Consider the following 13,955-nt stretch of genomic DNA (forward strand, 5'->3'; position numbering starts at 1 on the left):
AGCATTCGCGGGGCAAGCCCGCTTGTATGGTTAGACTTGAAGGGGTGGTGGGACTAAATGCCCGATTCTGACTGTTCGCAGCAGTACAGACCGTGGGACCTGGAAAGGCATCTATGAACAACACCGCAACAGCGGCAAGGCAACGACCCAGGCCCTCGTGATCCTGGCAAGAAAGCTTGCTCGCGTAGCATTGGCCCTGATGAAAAATCAGGACGAATATGTCACCAAAGCGAGCAAACCGGCTTGCTGAAAACCATAGAATCTCCCACAGGGACAGTGCAAATACTGAACGTTGCACAATCCTGTGGGAGCGGGCTTGCCCCGCGAAGAGGCCAGCACTGAGTCAACCGAATTACTTGACGATAATCCCCACCCCACGCCCACGCGGATCGGACGCCGTTTCCAGCTTGTCCCCGTTCACCCGGATCGCCTGGATATCGCCCATCTCCCAGCCCTGGTCCTCCAGCACATAACCCATTTTCTTCAGGTCATCCGCCACCGCCCCGGTCAGCGGTGCATAGCTGTCGAAGTAGATAGTGTCTTTAGGCAGCAACTGATGGTGCACACGCTGCGCCGCTACCGCCTTTTCCAGCGGCATGTCGTAGTCGTACAGGTTGTTCATCACCTGGAAGATCGAGGTGAAGATGCGCGAGCCACCTGGCGTGCCGATCACCAGCTCGACCTTGCCATCGCGGGTCATCAGGCTCGGGCTCATAGATGACAGCATGCGCTTGCCCGGCTCGATGGCGTTGGCATCCCCGCCGACCACACCAAAGGCATTGGCCGCACCCGGCTTGGCGCTGAAGTCGTCCATCTCGTCGTTGAGCAGGAAGCCGGCGCCCTTGACCACGACGCCACTGCCGTAGTCGAGGTTGAGGGTGTAGGTGTTGCTGACCGCGTTGCCCTGTTTGTCGACGATGGAGAAGTGCGTGGTCTGGTGCGGCTCCAGCCCCGGCTTGACGTCATCGGTGACTGAAATGGCCTTGGGGTTGACCTGCGCGGCGCGCTTGGCCAGGTAATCCTTGGCAATCAACTGATCGACCGGCACCTTGGTGAAGGCCGGGTCGCCCAGGTAGTCGGCACGGTCGGCAAACACGCGCTTCTCGATCTCGGCAAGCAGGTGAATGTACTGCGCCGAGTTGTGCGCCACGCCCTTGAAGTCTGCCGCGCGGTCTTCCTTGATGCCCAGCAACTGGGCCAGGGCGACGCCGCCGGAGCTTGGCGGCGGCGCGGTGTAGACCACGTTACCGCGCCAGCTCAAGGCCATCGGCTCACGCCAGACCGCCTTGTAGTCCTTGAGGTCTTGCTTGGTGATCAGGCCTTTGTCGGCCTGCATCTGCGCCACCAGCAGGTCGGCGGTCTTGCCCTGGTAGAACTCGCTTACGCCCTTGTCGGCAATGCGCTCGAGGGTCTGGGCCATTTCTGGCTGCTTGAACAGTTCGCCGACCTTCATGTTGCCGAAGTAGTCATTGAAGTTGGTCGCCGTCTTGAACAGGCCTTGGGCATCGTTGCGGTACTGGTACTGTTTTTCGGCAATCTTGAAACCGTTTTTGGCATAGCCGATGGCCGGCGTCAGCAGCTCGCTCCACGGCAACTTGCCGAACTTCTGGTGCGCCTCCCACAGGCCCATCACCGTGCCGGGTACACCTGCTGCCCGCACACCGACCAGGCTGAGGTTCTCGATCACCTCGCCTTTGTCGTCCAGGTACATGTTGCGGCTGGCTGCCTTTGGCGCCACTTCGCGGTAGTCGAGGAAGTAGGGCTTGCCGTCGACGAACAGGGTCATGAAGCCACCGCCGCCGATGTTGCCGGCTTCTGGGTAGGTCACCGCCAGGGTGAATGCCGTTGCCACGGCGGCGTCCACGGCGTTGCCGCCTTTTTTCAGGATATCGGCGGCAACCTGTGCACCATATTGATCGGGCGCAGCCACCGCGCCACCTTCCAGGGCGGCTGCATAGGCCGAGGAACAGGTCAGGATCGCGGCTCCGAGGGCCATGGTCGGGAACAGGACAATACGCATGACACTTCCTTGGTGTTGTTTTTGTTGATCACTCAGTAAGGCCGAAGCGTGTCGACTGTGCAATCCAACATAGGAAGTTTCGCCGCCTTTGGGCAGGATGTGTCGCGTTCAGGCAACTCAGCAGGCGTACATCGCCAGCTTGCGCTGGATAAAATCGAGGAAGCACTGGATGCGCAGCGCCAACTGAGTGTTGCGGTAGTACACCGCATGGATCGGCTGGCGATAGCCGTTGTTGGCGTCGCCCAGCAGCACCTGCAGGCGGCCGCTGCGGATGTCTTCGTGGGTCATGAAATGCGACAGGCTGACGATGCCCTCCCCGGCCAGCGCCAGCTGGCGCAGGGTTTCGCCGCTGGAGGCGATCAGCGCGGGGCGGATCGCCCAGCGGTCGCCCTGGGCATGGCGCAAGGGCCAGTGGTTGAGCGACTCGGGCTGGCTGAAGCCGAGCAAGCAGTGGTTGGCCAAGTCTTCGACGCGCTGCGGGGTGCCGTGGCGTTCCAGGTAGGCGGGGCTGGCCAGCACCTGCACCGGGCTGCACCCCAGGTTGCGGGCGTGCAGGCTGGAGTCGGCCAGCTCGCCGATACGGATCGCCACATCGGTGCTCTGTTCGAGCAGGTCGATGATCAGGTCGTCGGTGTTGAGCTCAAGCTCGATGCCGGGGTACTGGCGGCGGAACTCGCCGATCCAGGGCAGGATGGCGTGCAGCATGAACGGCGCGGCGGCGTTGATGCGCAGGCGCCCGGTGGCGGTCTGGTGGTTCATCGACAGGCGCTCTTCCATCGCGTCCATCTGTTCCAGGATCAGGCGCGAGCGTTCAAGAAAGAAGCGGCCTTCTTCGGTCAGGTCCATGCGCCGGGTGGTGCGGTTGACCAGGGTGGTGCCAAGCTTGGCCTCTAGGCGCGACAAGGTGCGGCTGACGGCTGACGGGGTCTGGCCCACCTGCTCGGCAGCAGCAGAGATCGAACCGCAGTCGATCACAGCGACGAATACCTGGAGTTCTTCGGATCGGGTTTTCACGCGCTTGGCCTTGGCTGGAGTGTGCCGTGATTCATAGCGGGTCGGTGGGGTCTGTGCAAGGGGGGCCGCTGCGCGGCCCAATCGCTGGCAAGCCAGCTCCCACAGGGTTCGCGTTGTCGTCGAACCGACTGTGGGAGCCGGCTTGCCGGCGATTGGGCTGCGCAGCAGCCCCTTTCACAGGCAACTTACACAGCTTTGCCAAACACCTTGTCCAGGTGCGCTTCATATGCTGCCAACGCCGCTGGCACATCCGGGCGCTTCATCACATCCACCGCCAGGAAGGTCGGCAAGCCGGTCATGCCAAGGAACTGGTTAGCCTTGTGGAACGGGAAATACACGGCGTCCACACCCTTGCCCTCGAAGAAATCGCTGGGGTCGTCAAACGCCTGCTGCGGGGCGTTCCAGGTCAGTGACAACATGTACTGCTTGCCTTGAATCAGGCCACCGCTGCCGTACTTCTGCGAGGCATCCGAACGGGTACGGCCGTCGTTGGCGTACAGGCTGCCATGGCCTTCGGTGAAGACGTCATCGATGTACTTCTTCACCGTCCACGGTGCGCCCATCCACCAACCGGGCATCTGGTAGATCACCACGTCGGCCCAAAGAAATTTCTCGACCTCTTCCCGCACATCGTAGCCGCCATCGATGAAGGTCTGCCGCACGTCGAAACCGGCACGGTCCAGGTGCGCGAGGGCCGCTTCGTGCAGGGTCGCGTTAAGGCGGCCCTCGGAGTGAGCGAACTGTTTACCACCGTTGAGCAGAAGGATGTTTTTCATGCTGGCCTCGATTTGGCGATGTCGATCCGAGGGCGTTCTGCCTCGGTCGAGTCAAATTGGATGACCGGCAGATTAGAGACTCAGCGGCAGGGGAAACAGCGGCCATGAGTCAAAATACAATTGCTTTCAAATCACGAATGGCCAGCTAATTATTGCCTTAGAATCGGTTCATCATTCACCAGCGAGTAGCGATCCATGAGCGAGCAGTACGCTTTTATCCTCAAAGCCAAGACCCGCCCGGAAATGGCCGAAGCCTTCGAAACCCTGTTCCGCGCCTATGTTGAACCCAGCCGCCTGGAACCGGGCTGCATCGAGTACCACATGCTGCGCGACAAGGCCGACCCGAGCCTGTTCGTGTTCTACGAAGTGTGGGCGGACAAAGCTGCACTGGATGTGCACTCGGCCCTGCCGCACATGGTCGCGTTCTTCGAAAAGCGCATGGACTACCTGGAGCGCGAGTTCGATATCCAGTTGATCGACATGCTCAGCGCCTCGTCTGCTAACCGTTGATCAGCAGATGGCCGCCGAGCACGGCCAAGCCAATGAAGAAGCAGCGTTTGAACAGCGCGGCGCTGATGCGCTGACGCAACCACTGCCCCGCCAGCATGCCCACCAGTGCTGGCGCCAGCATCAGCAATGAAGCACCTAGCGCCTGGCCGCCCAAGGCATCTTGCCCGGCCAGGCCCAGGGCCAGCGCCAGGGTCGAGACCGTGAACGACAGGCCCAAAGCCTGGATCATCTCGTCGCGGTTCAGGCCAAGGCTTTGCAGGTACGGCACTGCCGGCATCACGAATACGCCGGTAGCGGCCGTGACTACGCCCGTCACCAAGCCGCACAGCGGCCCCAGCCACCCTTCCCGCGCTTGCGCCACGCGCAACCCTGGGCCCATCAGCCCATACACCGCATACACCAGCAACGCGGCGCCCAGCGCATGCGCGGCCCACGCGCCACTGTTGATGCCCAGCCATGCGCTGCCAAGCAGGGTGCCGACAAAGATCATCACCAGCATCGGCCCCAGGCGACGCAGCAGCACCCGCAGATGACCACCGGCAGCCAGCTGCCAGAGGTTGGTGAGTGTCGACGGCACGATGAGTAAAGCGGCAGCCTGCGCAGGCGGCATAGCCAGGCCCAGCAGGCCCATGGCGATGGTCGGCAAGCCGAGGCCGATGACGCCTTTGACGGTGCCGGCCAGCAGAAAGGTGATGACCACCAGCAGTGTCAGTGCCGGGCCAATGTGTTGATAGAACGCGATCAAGGTATTCATAGTGCCATGATGGCGTGCGCCAGGCTGGCTGGAAATCTGCCATATACTCAGCCTGACTATTGCCAGGACAGAGGCACATGCATTTCGACCTGATCGACCTCGCGCTTTTCCGGCACACCCTGGAATGCGGCAACATCACTGCCGGCGCCCGGCGCAGCCATCTGTCGCTGCCAGCTGCCAGTGCGCGCATCCGCGCGATGGAAGCGTCCCTGGGTACGCAATTGCTAGCGCGCAATCGCCGCGGCGTACAACCGACGCCTGCCGGGCAGGCGCTGTTGCAGCATGCCCGCCTGATCGCGCAGCAAGTGGAGCGCCTGCAATTCGACCTGAGCCAGTACGCCCAGGGGCTGCAGGGCCAGGTGCGGCTGTTGTGCAACACCGCGGCGCTGACCGAGTACCTGCCCGAATTGCTGGCCAGTTATCTGGCACAGAACCCCGGCGTCAGTGTCGATGTCCAAGAGCTGCCAAGCTTGCGCATCGTGCAGTCGATTACCCAAGGCATCGCCGACCTGGGGATCATTTCGACTGCGGCGCCCAGCGAGCATTTGCAGACCCTGCCCTTTCGCGATGACCCACTGGTGTTGGTGACCCCCCTTGCGCATCCGCTGGCGGCACACCCTGCGCCGAGCTTCATCGACAGCCTGGCCCATGGTCATGTCGGGCTGGGAGCAGACAGCGCATTGGCCTTGTACCTGGAGGAACAGGCCCTGCGTGAAGGCTTGCGGATGCGCGTACGGGTACGAGCCGATGGCTTCGATGGGGTGCTGCGCATGGTCGCGGGGGGCGCCGGGGTCGGCGTTGTGCCCTTGGCTTCGGTGCAACGCTGGCAAGGGCTGCTGCCGCTGCACTGGGTGGCGCTTCGCGAGGACTGGGCCAACCGCCAGTTGATGGTGTGCGCGCGGGACTTTGCAGCGTTGCCAGGGTATGCGGCGAACTTGGTCAAGCGCTTGGCAGGCTGAGGCTACATTCGCTCAATGCACGTTTTTTGTAGGAGCGGCCTTGCGTCGCGAAAGGGCTGCGCAGCGGCCCCAGCAATATCTGCAAGGACCCTGAATTCTGGGGCCGCTGCGCGCCCCGTTCGCGACGCAAGGCCGCTCCTACACGAATAGGCGTAAATCTGCTCCGGCGCTTGCGGCCACCGGGGCTCTTTGCCCACAATCACGCTGCACCACGAAAAGGAGTTCCAAGTGCCCTCGATCTACCAGCTCAAGCCCCGCTTCCAGGCCTTGCTCCGGCCCGGCGTCAAGCGCCTCTACGACCGTGGCGTCACGGCCAACCAGGTCACCGTCGCCGCCGCCTTGGTCTCGGTCCTGCTGGGCCTGCTGCTGGCCGGGTTCAGCCACATCACCTGGCTGTTCATCCTGATCCCGCTGTGGATGTTGCTGCGCATGGCGCTCAACGCCGTGGACGGCATGCTCGCGCGGGAATTCGGCCAGCAATCCAGGCTCGGTGCCTACCTCAACGAACTGTGCGACGTGATCGCCGACGCCGCGCTGTACTTGCCATTCGCCCTGCTGGCTGGCGTCTGGCCCAGCTTGGTGGTGCTGGTGGTGCTGAGTGCGACCTTCAGCGAATACGCCGGCGTCATGGGCCCGCTGGCAGGCGCCTCGCGCCGCTACGACGGGCCGATGGGCAAGAGCGACCGGGCATTCGCCTTTGGCGTGCTGGGCACCGGCGTTGCGTTCGGCCTGCTCAACGCCACCTGGCTCAACGGCCTCTTGCTGGTCATCTTCGCGCTCTCGCTCTATACCCTCTACAACCGGGTTCGCCAAGGGCTGGTCGAAGCCCGCTGAGCCCATCGCCGCCGGACAAGGATTCTCGCCATGCGCCAAGCGCAATCGCTGCATTTCTCTACCCATGACGGTGTCGAGTTGCACTACCGTCATTGGCCCGCGACACGCAATGAACACCAGCCGCGCCGCGCCGTGGTGATGTTCCACCGTGGCCACGAACACGGCGGGCGCATGGCCCACCTGGCCGACGAACTGGACATGCCGGGCTACGATTTCTTCGCCTGGGATGCCCGCGGCCACGGCCAGTCGCCGGGCGCCCGCGGCGACAGCCCAGGGTTTGCCACCAGCGTGCGCGACGTGCAGACCTTCATCGAGCATCTGCAGACCGTGCACGGCATCGCCGAGCACGACATGGTGGTGCTGGCGCAAAGCGTCGGCGCCGTGCTGATCGCCACCTGGGCCCACGACTACGCGCCCAAGGTACGCTGCCTGGTGCTGGCCTCGCCGGCGTTCAAGGTCAAGCTGTATGTGCCCTTCGCACGGCCCGGCCTGAAGCTGCTCAAGGCCGTGCGCGGCAACTTCTTCGTCAACAGTTACGTCAAGCCGCGCCTGCTTACCCATGACCCCGAGCGGGTCATGTCGTACGTGGCCGACCCGCTGATCAGCCGGCCGATTTCGGTGACCATGCTGCTGGGCCTGTACGAAGCCGCCGACCGTGTGGTGGCTGACGCCCAGGCTATTCAGGTACCGACGCAGTTGCTGGTCTCTGGCGCGGACCTTGTGGTCGAGCGCAAACCGCAGGAGCGCTTTTTCGAGCGCCTGGGCAGTGCACGTAAAGAAATGCACATCCTCCCGGGCTTTTTCCATGACACCCTCGGTGAACGCGACCGCGCCCATGCGCTGAAGCGCATCGAGCGCTTCGTCGCACATTGCTTCGACAGCCCTGTTACCGCGCCTTCTCTGCTCGATGCCGACAAGGTCGGCGCCAGCTGCGCCGAAGCCGAAAGCCTGGCCGCGCCCTTGCCACGCAACTCGCCGCGCGACCTCTACTGGCGCGCCACCCGTGCCAGCCTGCGCCTGGGCAAAGGGCTGGCCGAGGGCGTGAAGCTGGGGTTCGACACCGGCTTCGACTCTGGCAGCACCCTCGACTACGTCTACCGCAACCAACCGACGGGCAAAGGCAAGCTGGGCCGCATGGTCGACCAGAACTACCTCAACGCCATCGGCTGGCGCGGCATTCGTCAGCGCAAACTGCACGTCGAAGAACTGCTGCGCGAGGCCATTGCCCGCCTGCGCGCCGAGCAGCGGCCGGTGCATATCGTCGACATCGCCGCCGGCCACGGCCGTTACATCCTCGAAGCCTTGGAGGAACTCGAACAACGGCCGGACTCCATCCTGCTGCGCGACTACAGCGAACTGAACGTGCAACAAGGCAGCGCATTGATCGCCGAAAAAGGCCTGGCCGAGGTTGCTCGCTTCGTCCAGGGCGATGCCTTCGACCGCGCAAGCCTCGCCGCGCTGCAGCCTGGGCCTACGCTGGCCGTGGTGTCTGGCCTGTACGAACTGTTCCCCAGCAACGCGTTGGTGAGCAATTCCCTGGCCGGCCTTGCCGATGCCGTCGAAGCAGGCGGTTACCTGGTCTACACAGGCCAACCTTGGCACCCTCAACTGGAGATGATCGCGCGTGCCCTGACCAGCCATCGTGGCGGCGAGGCGTGGGTGATGCGCCGGCGCAGCCAGGCAGAGATGGACCAACTGGTCGAGGCAGCGGGCTTCCGCAAGCTGGCCCAGCGCATCGACGAATGGGGCATCTTCAGCGTCAGCCTGGCGCAACGGGTGCGTGAATGAACCCAACGCGTGAGCCCGGGCTGATTCGGCGGGGCGTGTTCTGGCTGTTGCTGCTGGGGCCGTTCTTCTTCCTCAGCTATGGGCTGGTGAACACTCACACCGCCAGCCGCAGTGATGTCGGCAGCCTGGTGTTCGGCTGGGAGCACGGCATGCCGCTGTGGCCCTGGACGATCATCCCGTACTGGTCGATCGACCTGCTGTACGGGTTGTCCTTCCTGCTGCCACGCACGCGCCAAGAGATGGACCGGCATGCCCTGGCGCTGCTCACGGCACAGGTGATCAGCGTCAGTTGCTTCCTGCTCTGGCCGCTGCGGTTCACCTTCGAACGGCCAGAAATGGCTGGGCTGTTCGGCTGGCTGTTCGATGTGCTGATGGGCTTCGACAAGCCTTACAACCAGGCACCTTCGCTGCACATCGCGTTGCTGGTGATCATCTGGACGATGTTCGCCCGGCACGTGCAGCGCCAGCCCTGGCGCTGGGTGATGCATGGCTGGATGGCGTTGATCGGCGTGTCGGTGCTGACCACTTGGCAGCATCACTTCATCGACGTGCCCACTGGGGCATTGGCAGGGTTTGTCTGCTTATGGCTATGGCCGTGGCAAGGTCGCCTGCCATGGCAGCAGGCCCGCCTTGCGCACGATGGCAAATGCCAGCGGCTGGCGCTGTGTTATGGCGTTGGGGCCTTGCTGTGCGCGGGGCTGGCGTACGCGGTGGGCGGTGCCGGGTTGTGGCTGTCTTGGCCAGCCGTGGCGCTGTTGTGGGTGGCACTGAATTACGGTTTGTTCGGCGCGGGTGGTTTTCAGAAGGGCGCCGATGGGCGCTTGTCCAGCGCCGCGACCTGGCTGCTGCTGCCCTATCTGATCGGGGCGTGGATCAATTCCAGGGTCTGGACACGGCGCCATCCGCAGGCGGATGAGGTGTGTGACAGGGTATTCCTGGGGCGGATTCCTGGCCGTGGTGAGGGCGCGCAGTTCGCTGCCATCGTCGACCTTTGCGCCGAACTGCCGTGCCGCACTGGGGCCGCTCTCACCGCTCAGAACTACCGCTCGCTTCCCACCCTGGACCTGATCGTGCCCGACAGCAACCTGTTGCACGAAGCTGCAAACGCTATCGAGCAGTTACGCCAGCAAGGCCCTCTGCTGGTCTGTTGCGCTCTGGGATATTCGCGCAGCGCCAGCGCCGTGGCGGCCTGGCTGGTACTCACGGGGCGCTGCGCCGATGCTGACCAAGCTGAACAGCGGATACGCAGCGCACGCGCTGGCGTGGTCTTGCACGCGGCCCATCGACAGGCCTTGCAACAACTTGGCGCACAGCGATGAACCTGCATCTGACTGCCAGCCTACTGGCCCGGGGCCGCCAGCTGGAGCGCCTGTCGGACGGCATCACGCTGCTCGCCCTGGGCGTTGGCCTGGCGCCCTTGCTGGGCGCCGCGCTGCCGCCACTGGGCAGCCTGCTGTGCGCGCTGCTGCTGGCGCTCGGCGTGCTGCACAAGTACTGGGCCATCCGCGTGGCCCTGGACGCCGAACTGTTCGCCCACCTTGGCGCCAGCCAAGACCTACCTGCAGACACGCAAGCGCTGGACCGTGCCTTGTTCGACCTCAACCTGAAACCGCACGCCAAGGATAGCCGCGACTGGCCCGCTCGCAGCCAAGCCGCATTAGCCCTGCTGCGCCGCCAAGCCATGTGCCTGGGCCTACAACTGTTGCTGGCCTTGGCTACCCTGCTGACATTGCCCTTTACCGGATGACCACCGCCCCATGCTTGCGACCTTGACCGCTTTCGTCATCACTTCGGCCGCCCGGCTGATCACTGGCGCCCGTGCGTTATGGCTCGGCTGCACACCGCAGCCGGTGCAACGCCTGTACTTCGCCAACCACAGCAGCCACGGCGACTTCGTGCTGCTCTGGGCCTCGCTGCCAGAACCCTTGCGCAGGCGCACCCGCCCGGTGGCCGGGGCCGACTACTGGGCGAAGCCCGGTATTCGCGACTTTCTCATCCGCAAGGTGTTCAACGGCGTCTTGATCGACCGCCAGCGCGCAGAAGGCCAAGGCAGCCCCCTGCAGCCGATTCTTGAGGCCGTGGCCCAGGGCGATTCGTTGATCTTCTTCCCGGAAGGCACCCGCAACCTGGGCGATGAGCCGCTCATGCCATTCAGAAGCGGCCTGTACCATTTGGCTGCGGCCAACCCCGACGTCGAGCTGGTGCCGGTGTGGATCGCCAACCTCAACCGGGTCATGCCCAAGGGCCGCGCCCTGCCATTGCCGCTGCTGTGCACGCTGAGCTTTGGCGAACCTCTCCACCTGCTGGCTGATGAAAACAAGCAGGCCTTTCTCGAGCGGGCCAGCCAGGCCCTGCTGAACCTGGCGCCGAAGGATGCCTGACATGGACGACAATACCCTTTCGCTGTTCGCCGGCATCGGCGCCCTGCTGCTGCTCGCCAGCGTGATCGGCCGCCTGCTCAAGTGGCGTGCCGGCCCCGCGCCGCATGCGGTGATCGACAACCTCAACGCCCGCATCAACGCCTGGTGGGTGATGGTGCTGGTGATCGGCATCGCCTTCCTGTTCGGCAAGTACGGCGTGATCGTGCTGTTCTACGGCGTGTCGTTCTATGCGCTGCGCGAGTTCATGACCCTCACCCCCACCCGGCGCAGCGACTACCCGGCGTTGGTGGCGGCGTTCTATGTGGCGCTGCCGGTGCAGTACGTGCTGATCGCCATGGACTGGTATGGCTTGTTCAGTATTTTCATCCCGGTTTATCTGTTTTTGCTGCTGCCGATCCTTGCCAGTTTCGGCGGCGACACCACGCGCTTTCTCGAGCGCGCATCAAAGGTGCAATGGGGGCTGATGATCGCGGTGTATTGCGTGTCTTCGGTGCCCGCGCTGATGACCCTCGACATCCCCGGGTTCGAGGGCCGCAACCTGCTGCTGATCGCCTGGCTGATCCTCGTGGTGCAAATCAGCGACGTGCTGCAATACGTGTGCGGCAAGCTGTTCGGCAAACGCAAGGTGGCGCCCAACCTATCGCCCTCGAAAACCCTCGAAGGCCTCGTCGGTGGCGTGGCACTGGCCACACTGATCGGCGCCCTGCTGTGCTGGATTACCCCGTTCAACTTCTGGCAGGCGGCACTGATGGCCCTGACCGTGAACGCCATGGGCTTCTTCGGCGGGCTGGTCATGTCGGCGATCAAGCGTGACCGCGGGGTGAAAGACTGGGGGCACATGATCGAAGGCCACGGCGGCATGCTCGACCGGATGGACTCGGTGTGCTTTGCGGCGCCGGTGTTTTTCCACTTTGTGCGGTATTGGTGGGCTTGAGAAAGATGCGCCTCTTAGCAGGTAAACCTGCCCCCACAGGTGCAACGCCAATCCCTGTGGGAGATTCTATGGTTTTCAGCAAGCCGGTTTGCTCGCTTTGGTGACATATTCGTCCTGATTTTTCATCAGGGCGAATGCTACGCGAGGTGGGGCGATGTCTCCCACGGTCTGTACTGCTGCGAACAGTCAGAATCGGGCATTTAGTCCCACCACCCCTTCAAGTCTAACCATACAAGCGGGTTTACCCGCGAAGAGGCCGGCCCAACCGACACATAGCTCAGCCTTCTAACCCCTGCGCCGCATCATCCAGCAATGCTTTGGCCATACCACTCAGGTAGTGCGCCGCCCACATCAAGCTGCCCCCGCCCTGCTCCGCCAGGGCCGACTCCAGTGTCAGAGCTGCCGCTGATCCACATAGCGCAGTCAGGCACCTGGACGTCGAGCCCAGGCAACTGCGGCGCGGCCAATGGCCCTATGGTGTCGAGTCATTCAGCCAGTCACCAGGAGTTGTGCCATGTCCGATTTCATCACCGTCCTGCGCGAAACCTGCCCGACGCCGGTCGTGGACGCCACCAAGTGGAAGCGCATCGGCGGCGATCCGCACACCGTCAACCTGAACGCCTACCTGTCGGCCGACGGCAGCAAAATCATGGGTACCTGGATCTGCACCCCGGGCAAGTTCGAGGTCAACTATGACAAGTGGGAATTCTGCCACTTCCTCGACGGCTACTGCATCATCACCCCAGAAGGCGAAGAGCCGAAGCACCTGAAAGCCGGTGATGTATTCGTGATCGAACCTGGGATGAAAGGCACCTGGGAAGTGGTCGAAACCGTGCGCAAGTACTTCGTGTTCGCCTGATTCCTTAGGCTACACATCCCCCTGTAGGAGCAGCCTTGCGCTGCGAAAGGGCCAAACCAGGCATAGCAATTGTGTTGCCTTGGCTGGCCTCTTCGCAGCACAAGGCTGCTCCTACAAGAGGCTTCACCAGCACGTTCGGGCAAAAAAAATCGCGGATCAGGTGCCCTTCCCTCTGGTGCGCAGTTACAGAGGGAAGGCCGCCTGGCCCGCGATGAAATACACCTCGCTCGTCAATCCTGCTTGCGGTACCCCTCGACGATGGCCGAGAAGTCTTTGCCACCCTCCCCGCGCAGGCTCATTGCCTGATACAGCTGCTGTGCCACGGCACCCAGAATCACCGGTTGGTGCGCCTGGCGTGCAGCTTCGGTAGCCAGCCCCAAGTCTTTGAGCATCAATTCGGCGCCAAAGCCGCCGGTGTAACCGCGTGAGGCCGGTGCGGTCTCGATGATGCCGGGCCACGGGTTGTACGTGTCTGAACTCCAGCAACGCCCGGTCGAGCTGTTGATGATGCCGGCCAGCACCTTGGTGTCGATGCCCAGTGCGTTACCCAGGGCCATGGCCTCTGACACGCCGATCATCGAGATGCCCAGCAGCAGGTTGTTGCAGATCTTGGCAATCTGCCCTGTGCCGACCTCACCACAGTGCACGATGTTGCGGCCCATCTGCTCCAGCACCGGTTTGAGCGTGGCAAACAGCTCGGCACTGGCACCGACCATGAAGGTCAGGGTGCCGGCCGCCGCGCCGCCCGTACCACCGGACACCGGCGCATCGCCCATGTCGACGCCCTTGGCCGCTGCAGCCTTGGACACCTCGCGGGCGGTCTGCGGGTCGATGGTGCTGCAGTCCACGGTCGGCGTGCCGGGGCGTATGCCCGCCAGCACGCCATCATCGTTCAGGTAGACGCTGCGCACATGGGCTGCGGCCGGCAGCATGGTGATCACCAGCTCACTGTTGGCCGCCGCTTCCTTGGGCGATGGGCTGACCTGCCCGCCCAGTTCAGCGAGCTCGGCCAGCACGGTCTTGTTCAGGTCAAACAGGTTCAGCTGATGCCCGGCCTTGATCAGGTTGCGGGCCATGGGCGCGCCCATGTTGCCCAGGCCGATGAATGCAATACGCATGGCGAACT

15 protein-coding genes and 1 pseudogene are annotated in these 13,955 nt (G+C 63.4%); 10 read left to right on the forward strand and 6 right to left on the reverse strand.

Annotated elements, in window-relative coordinates:
- Window positions 1-100: 100 nt before the first annotated feature.
- Window positions 101-250, forward strand: a pseudogene (locus tag ACMCNM_RS23905) (IS110 family transposase); the annotation flags it as partial.
- A 102-nt stretch (window positions 251-352) separates the two neighbouring features.
- On the opposite strand, the gene ggt reads toward ACMCNM_RS23905, so the two are convergent.
- The 3 genes from ggt to ACMCNM_RS23920 form a co-directional block, all read right to left on the reverse strand.
- Window positions 353-2,020 carry a gamma-glutamyltransferase gene (gene ggt / locus ACMCNM_RS23910; RefSeq protein WP_274888360.1) on the reverse strand — a complete coding sequence of 556 codons (1,668 nt, stop codon included), beginning with the start codon at window positions 2,018-2,020 and terminating at the stop codon, window positions 353-355.
- A 117-nt stretch (window positions 2,021-2,137) separates the two neighbouring features.
- Window positions 2,138-3,034, reverse strand: coding sequence for a LysR family transcriptional regulator (locus ACMCNM_RS23915; RefSeq protein WP_027595444.1), 897 nt, complete (start codon window positions 3,032-3,034; stop codon window positions 2,138-2,140).
- 185 nt (window positions 3,035-3,219) lie between these two features.
- Window positions 3,220-3,810: an NAD(P)H-dependent oxidoreductase gene (locus ACMCNM_RS23920; RefSeq protein WP_412765549.1), complete on the reverse strand. Its 591-nt coding sequence runs from the start codon at window positions 3,808-3,810 to the stop codon at window positions 3,220-3,222.
- Between the two features lie 195 nt (window positions 3,811-4,005).
- Here ACMCNM_RS23920 and ACMCNM_RS23925 point away from each other — a divergent pair, with 195 nt between their 5' ends.
- Window positions 4,006-4,320, forward strand: coding sequence for a putative quinol monooxygenase (locus ACMCNM_RS23925; RefSeq protein WP_274888361.1), 315 nt, complete (start codon window positions 4,006-4,008; stop codon window positions 4,318-4,320).
- On the opposite strand, the gene ACMCNM_RS23930 is transcribed toward ACMCNM_RS23925, so the two are convergent.
- Entirely contained in the window at window positions 4,310-5,074 is a 765-nt protein-coding gene (locus ACMCNM_RS23930; RefSeq protein WP_186677956.1) for a sulfite exporter TauE/SafE family protein, read from the reverse strand. The two genes, ACMCNM_RS23925 and ACMCNM_RS23930, sit on opposite strands and share 11 nt — an antisense overlap.
- A gap of 77 nt (window positions 5,075-5,151) precedes the next feature.
- On the opposite strand from ACMCNM_RS23930, the gene ACMCNM_RS23935 reads away from it, so the two are divergent.
- The 7 genes from ACMCNM_RS23935 to ACMCNM_RS23965 all read left to right on the forward strand — a co-directional run bounded on the left by ACMCNM_RS23935 (window position 5,152) and on the right by ACMCNM_RS23965 (window position 11,970).
- The gene (locus tag ACMCNM_RS23935; RefSeq protein WP_412765550.1) at window positions 5,152-6,033 is read left to right on the forward strand and encodes a LysR substrate-binding domain-containing protein; all 882 of its coding nucleotides are present in this window, start codon (window positions 5,152-5,154) and stop codon (window positions 6,031-6,033) included.
- A gap of 228 nt (window positions 6,034-6,261) precedes the next feature.
- Entirely contained in the window at window positions 6,262-6,867 is a 606-nt protein-coding gene (locus ACMCNM_RS23940; RefSeq protein WP_027595449.1) for a CDP-alcohol phosphatidyltransferase family protein, read from the forward strand.
- Window positions 6,868-6,897: 30 nt separating this feature from the next.
- Window positions 6,898-8,655: a bifunctional alpha/beta hydrolase/class I SAM-dependent methyltransferase gene (locus ACMCNM_RS23945; RefSeq protein ID WP_085273923.1), complete on the forward strand. Its 1,758-nt coding sequence runs from the start codon at window positions 6,898-6,900 to the stop codon at window positions 8,653-8,655.
- On the forward strand, window positions 8,652-9,974 hold the full coding sequence (locus ACMCNM_RS23950; protein WP_412765551.1) for a phosphatase PAP2/dual specificity phosphatase family protein: 1,323 nt from the start codon (window positions 8,652-8,654) through the stop codon (window positions 9,972-9,974). Before ACMCNM_RS23945 ends, ACMCNM_RS23950 begins: the two co-directional genes overlap by 4 nt.
- A complete protein-coding gene (locus ACMCNM_RS23955; protein WP_099455317.1) occupies window positions 9,971-10,402 on the forward strand; it encodes a hypothetical protein in 432 nt (143 codons plus the stop codon). The genes ACMCNM_RS23950 and ACMCNM_RS23955 overlap by 4 nt, the downstream gene beginning before the upstream one ends.
- 10 nt (window positions 10,403-10,412) lie before the next feature.
- Window positions 10,413-11,036 carry a lysophospholipid acyltransferase family protein gene (locus tag ACMCNM_RS23960; protein ID WP_027595452.1) on the forward strand — a complete coding sequence of 208 codons (624 nt, stop codon included), beginning with the start codon at window positions 10,413-10,415 and terminating at the stop codon, window positions 11,034-11,036.
- Window position 11,037: 1 nt separating this feature from the next.
- Window positions 11,038-11,970 (forward strand): phosphatidate cytidylyltransferase, encoded by a 933-nt coding sequence (locus ACMCNM_RS23965; protein ID WP_027595453.1) that lies wholly within the window; start codon window positions 11,038-11,040, stop codon window positions 11,968-11,970.
- Between the two features lie 277 nt (window positions 11,971-12,247).
- On the opposite strand, the gene ACMCNM_RS23970 is transcribed toward ACMCNM_RS23965, so the two are convergent.
- Entirely contained in the window at window positions 12,248-12,418 is a 171-nt protein-coding gene (locus ACMCNM_RS23970; protein ID WP_081717523.1) for a DUF3077 domain-containing protein, read from the reverse strand.
- 66 nt (window positions 12,419-12,484) lie between these two features.
- Between ACMCNM_RS23970 and ACMCNM_RS23975 the strand changes: the two genes are divergently transcribed.
- On the forward strand, window positions 12,485-12,829 hold the full coding sequence (locus ACMCNM_RS23975; protein ID WP_003251579.1) for a cupin domain-containing protein: 345 nt from the start codon (window positions 12,485-12,487) through the stop codon (window positions 12,827-12,829).
- Between the two features lie 230 nt (window positions 12,830-13,059).
- On the opposite strand, the gene mmsB is transcribed toward ACMCNM_RS23975, so the two are convergent.
- Entirely contained in the window at window positions 13,060-13,947 is an 888-nt protein-coding gene (gene mmsB, locus ACMCNM_RS23980) for a 3-hydroxyisobutyrate dehydrogenase (protein ID WP_027595454.1), read from the reverse strand.
- Window positions 13,948-13,955 lie beyond the last annotated feature (8 nt).

It is taken from the genome of Pseudomonas sp. NGC7 (assembly GCF_047159675.1).
GTDB classification, from domain to species: domain Bacteria; phylum Pseudomonadota; class Gammaproteobacteria; order Pseudomonadales; family Pseudomonadaceae; genus Aquipseudomonas; species Aquipseudomonas kermanshahensis.

Coding starts and splice junctions, on each gene's coding strand:
- ACMCNM_RS23925 (WP_274888361.1), top strand. CDS start 4,006: ATGAGCGAGCAGTACGCTTTTATCCTCAAAGCCAAGACCCGCCCGGAA.
- ACMCNM_RS23975 (WP_003251579.1), top strand. CDS start 12,485: ATGTCCGATTTCATCACCGTCCTGCGCGAAACCTGCCCGACGCCGGTC.
- ACMCNM_RS23930 (WP_186677956.1), bottom strand. CDS start 5,074: ATGAATACCTTGATCGCGTTCTATCAACACATTGGCCCGGCACTGACA.
- ACMCNM_RS23955 (WP_099455317.1), top strand. CDS start 9,971: ATGAACCTGCATCTGACTGCCAGCCTACTGGCCCGGGGCCGCCAGCTG.
- ACMCNM_RS23950 (WP_412765551.1), top strand. CDS start 8,652: ATGAACCCAACGCGTGAGCCCGGGCTGATTCGGCGGGGCGTGTTCTGG.
- ACMCNM_RS23920 (WP_412765549.1), bottom strand. CDS start 3,810: ATGAAAAACATCCTTCTGCTCAACGGTGGTAAACAGTTCGCTCACTCC.
- mmsB (WP_027595454.1), bottom strand. CDS start 13,947: ATGCGTATTGCATTCATCGGCCTGGGCAACATGGGCGCGCCCATGGCC.
- ACMCNM_RS23945 (WP_085273923.1), top strand. CDS start 6,898: ATGCGCCAAGCGCAATCGCTGCATTTCTCTACCCATGACGGTGTCGAG.
- ACMCNM_RS23960 (WP_027595452.1), top strand. CDS start 10,413: ATGCTTGCGACCTTGACCGCTTTCGTCATCACTTCGGCCGCCCGGCTG.
- ACMCNM_RS23935 (WP_412765550.1), top strand. CDS start 5,152: ATGCATTTCGACCTGATCGACCTCGCGCTTTTCCGGCACACCCTGGAA.
- ggt (WP_274888360.1), bottom strand. CDS start 2,020: ATGCGTATTGTCCTGTTCCCGACCATGGCCCTCGGAGCCGCGATCCTG.
- ACMCNM_RS23965 (WP_027595453.1), top strand. CDS start 11,038: ATGGACGACAATACCCTTTCGCTGTTCGCCGGCATCGGCGCCCTGCTG.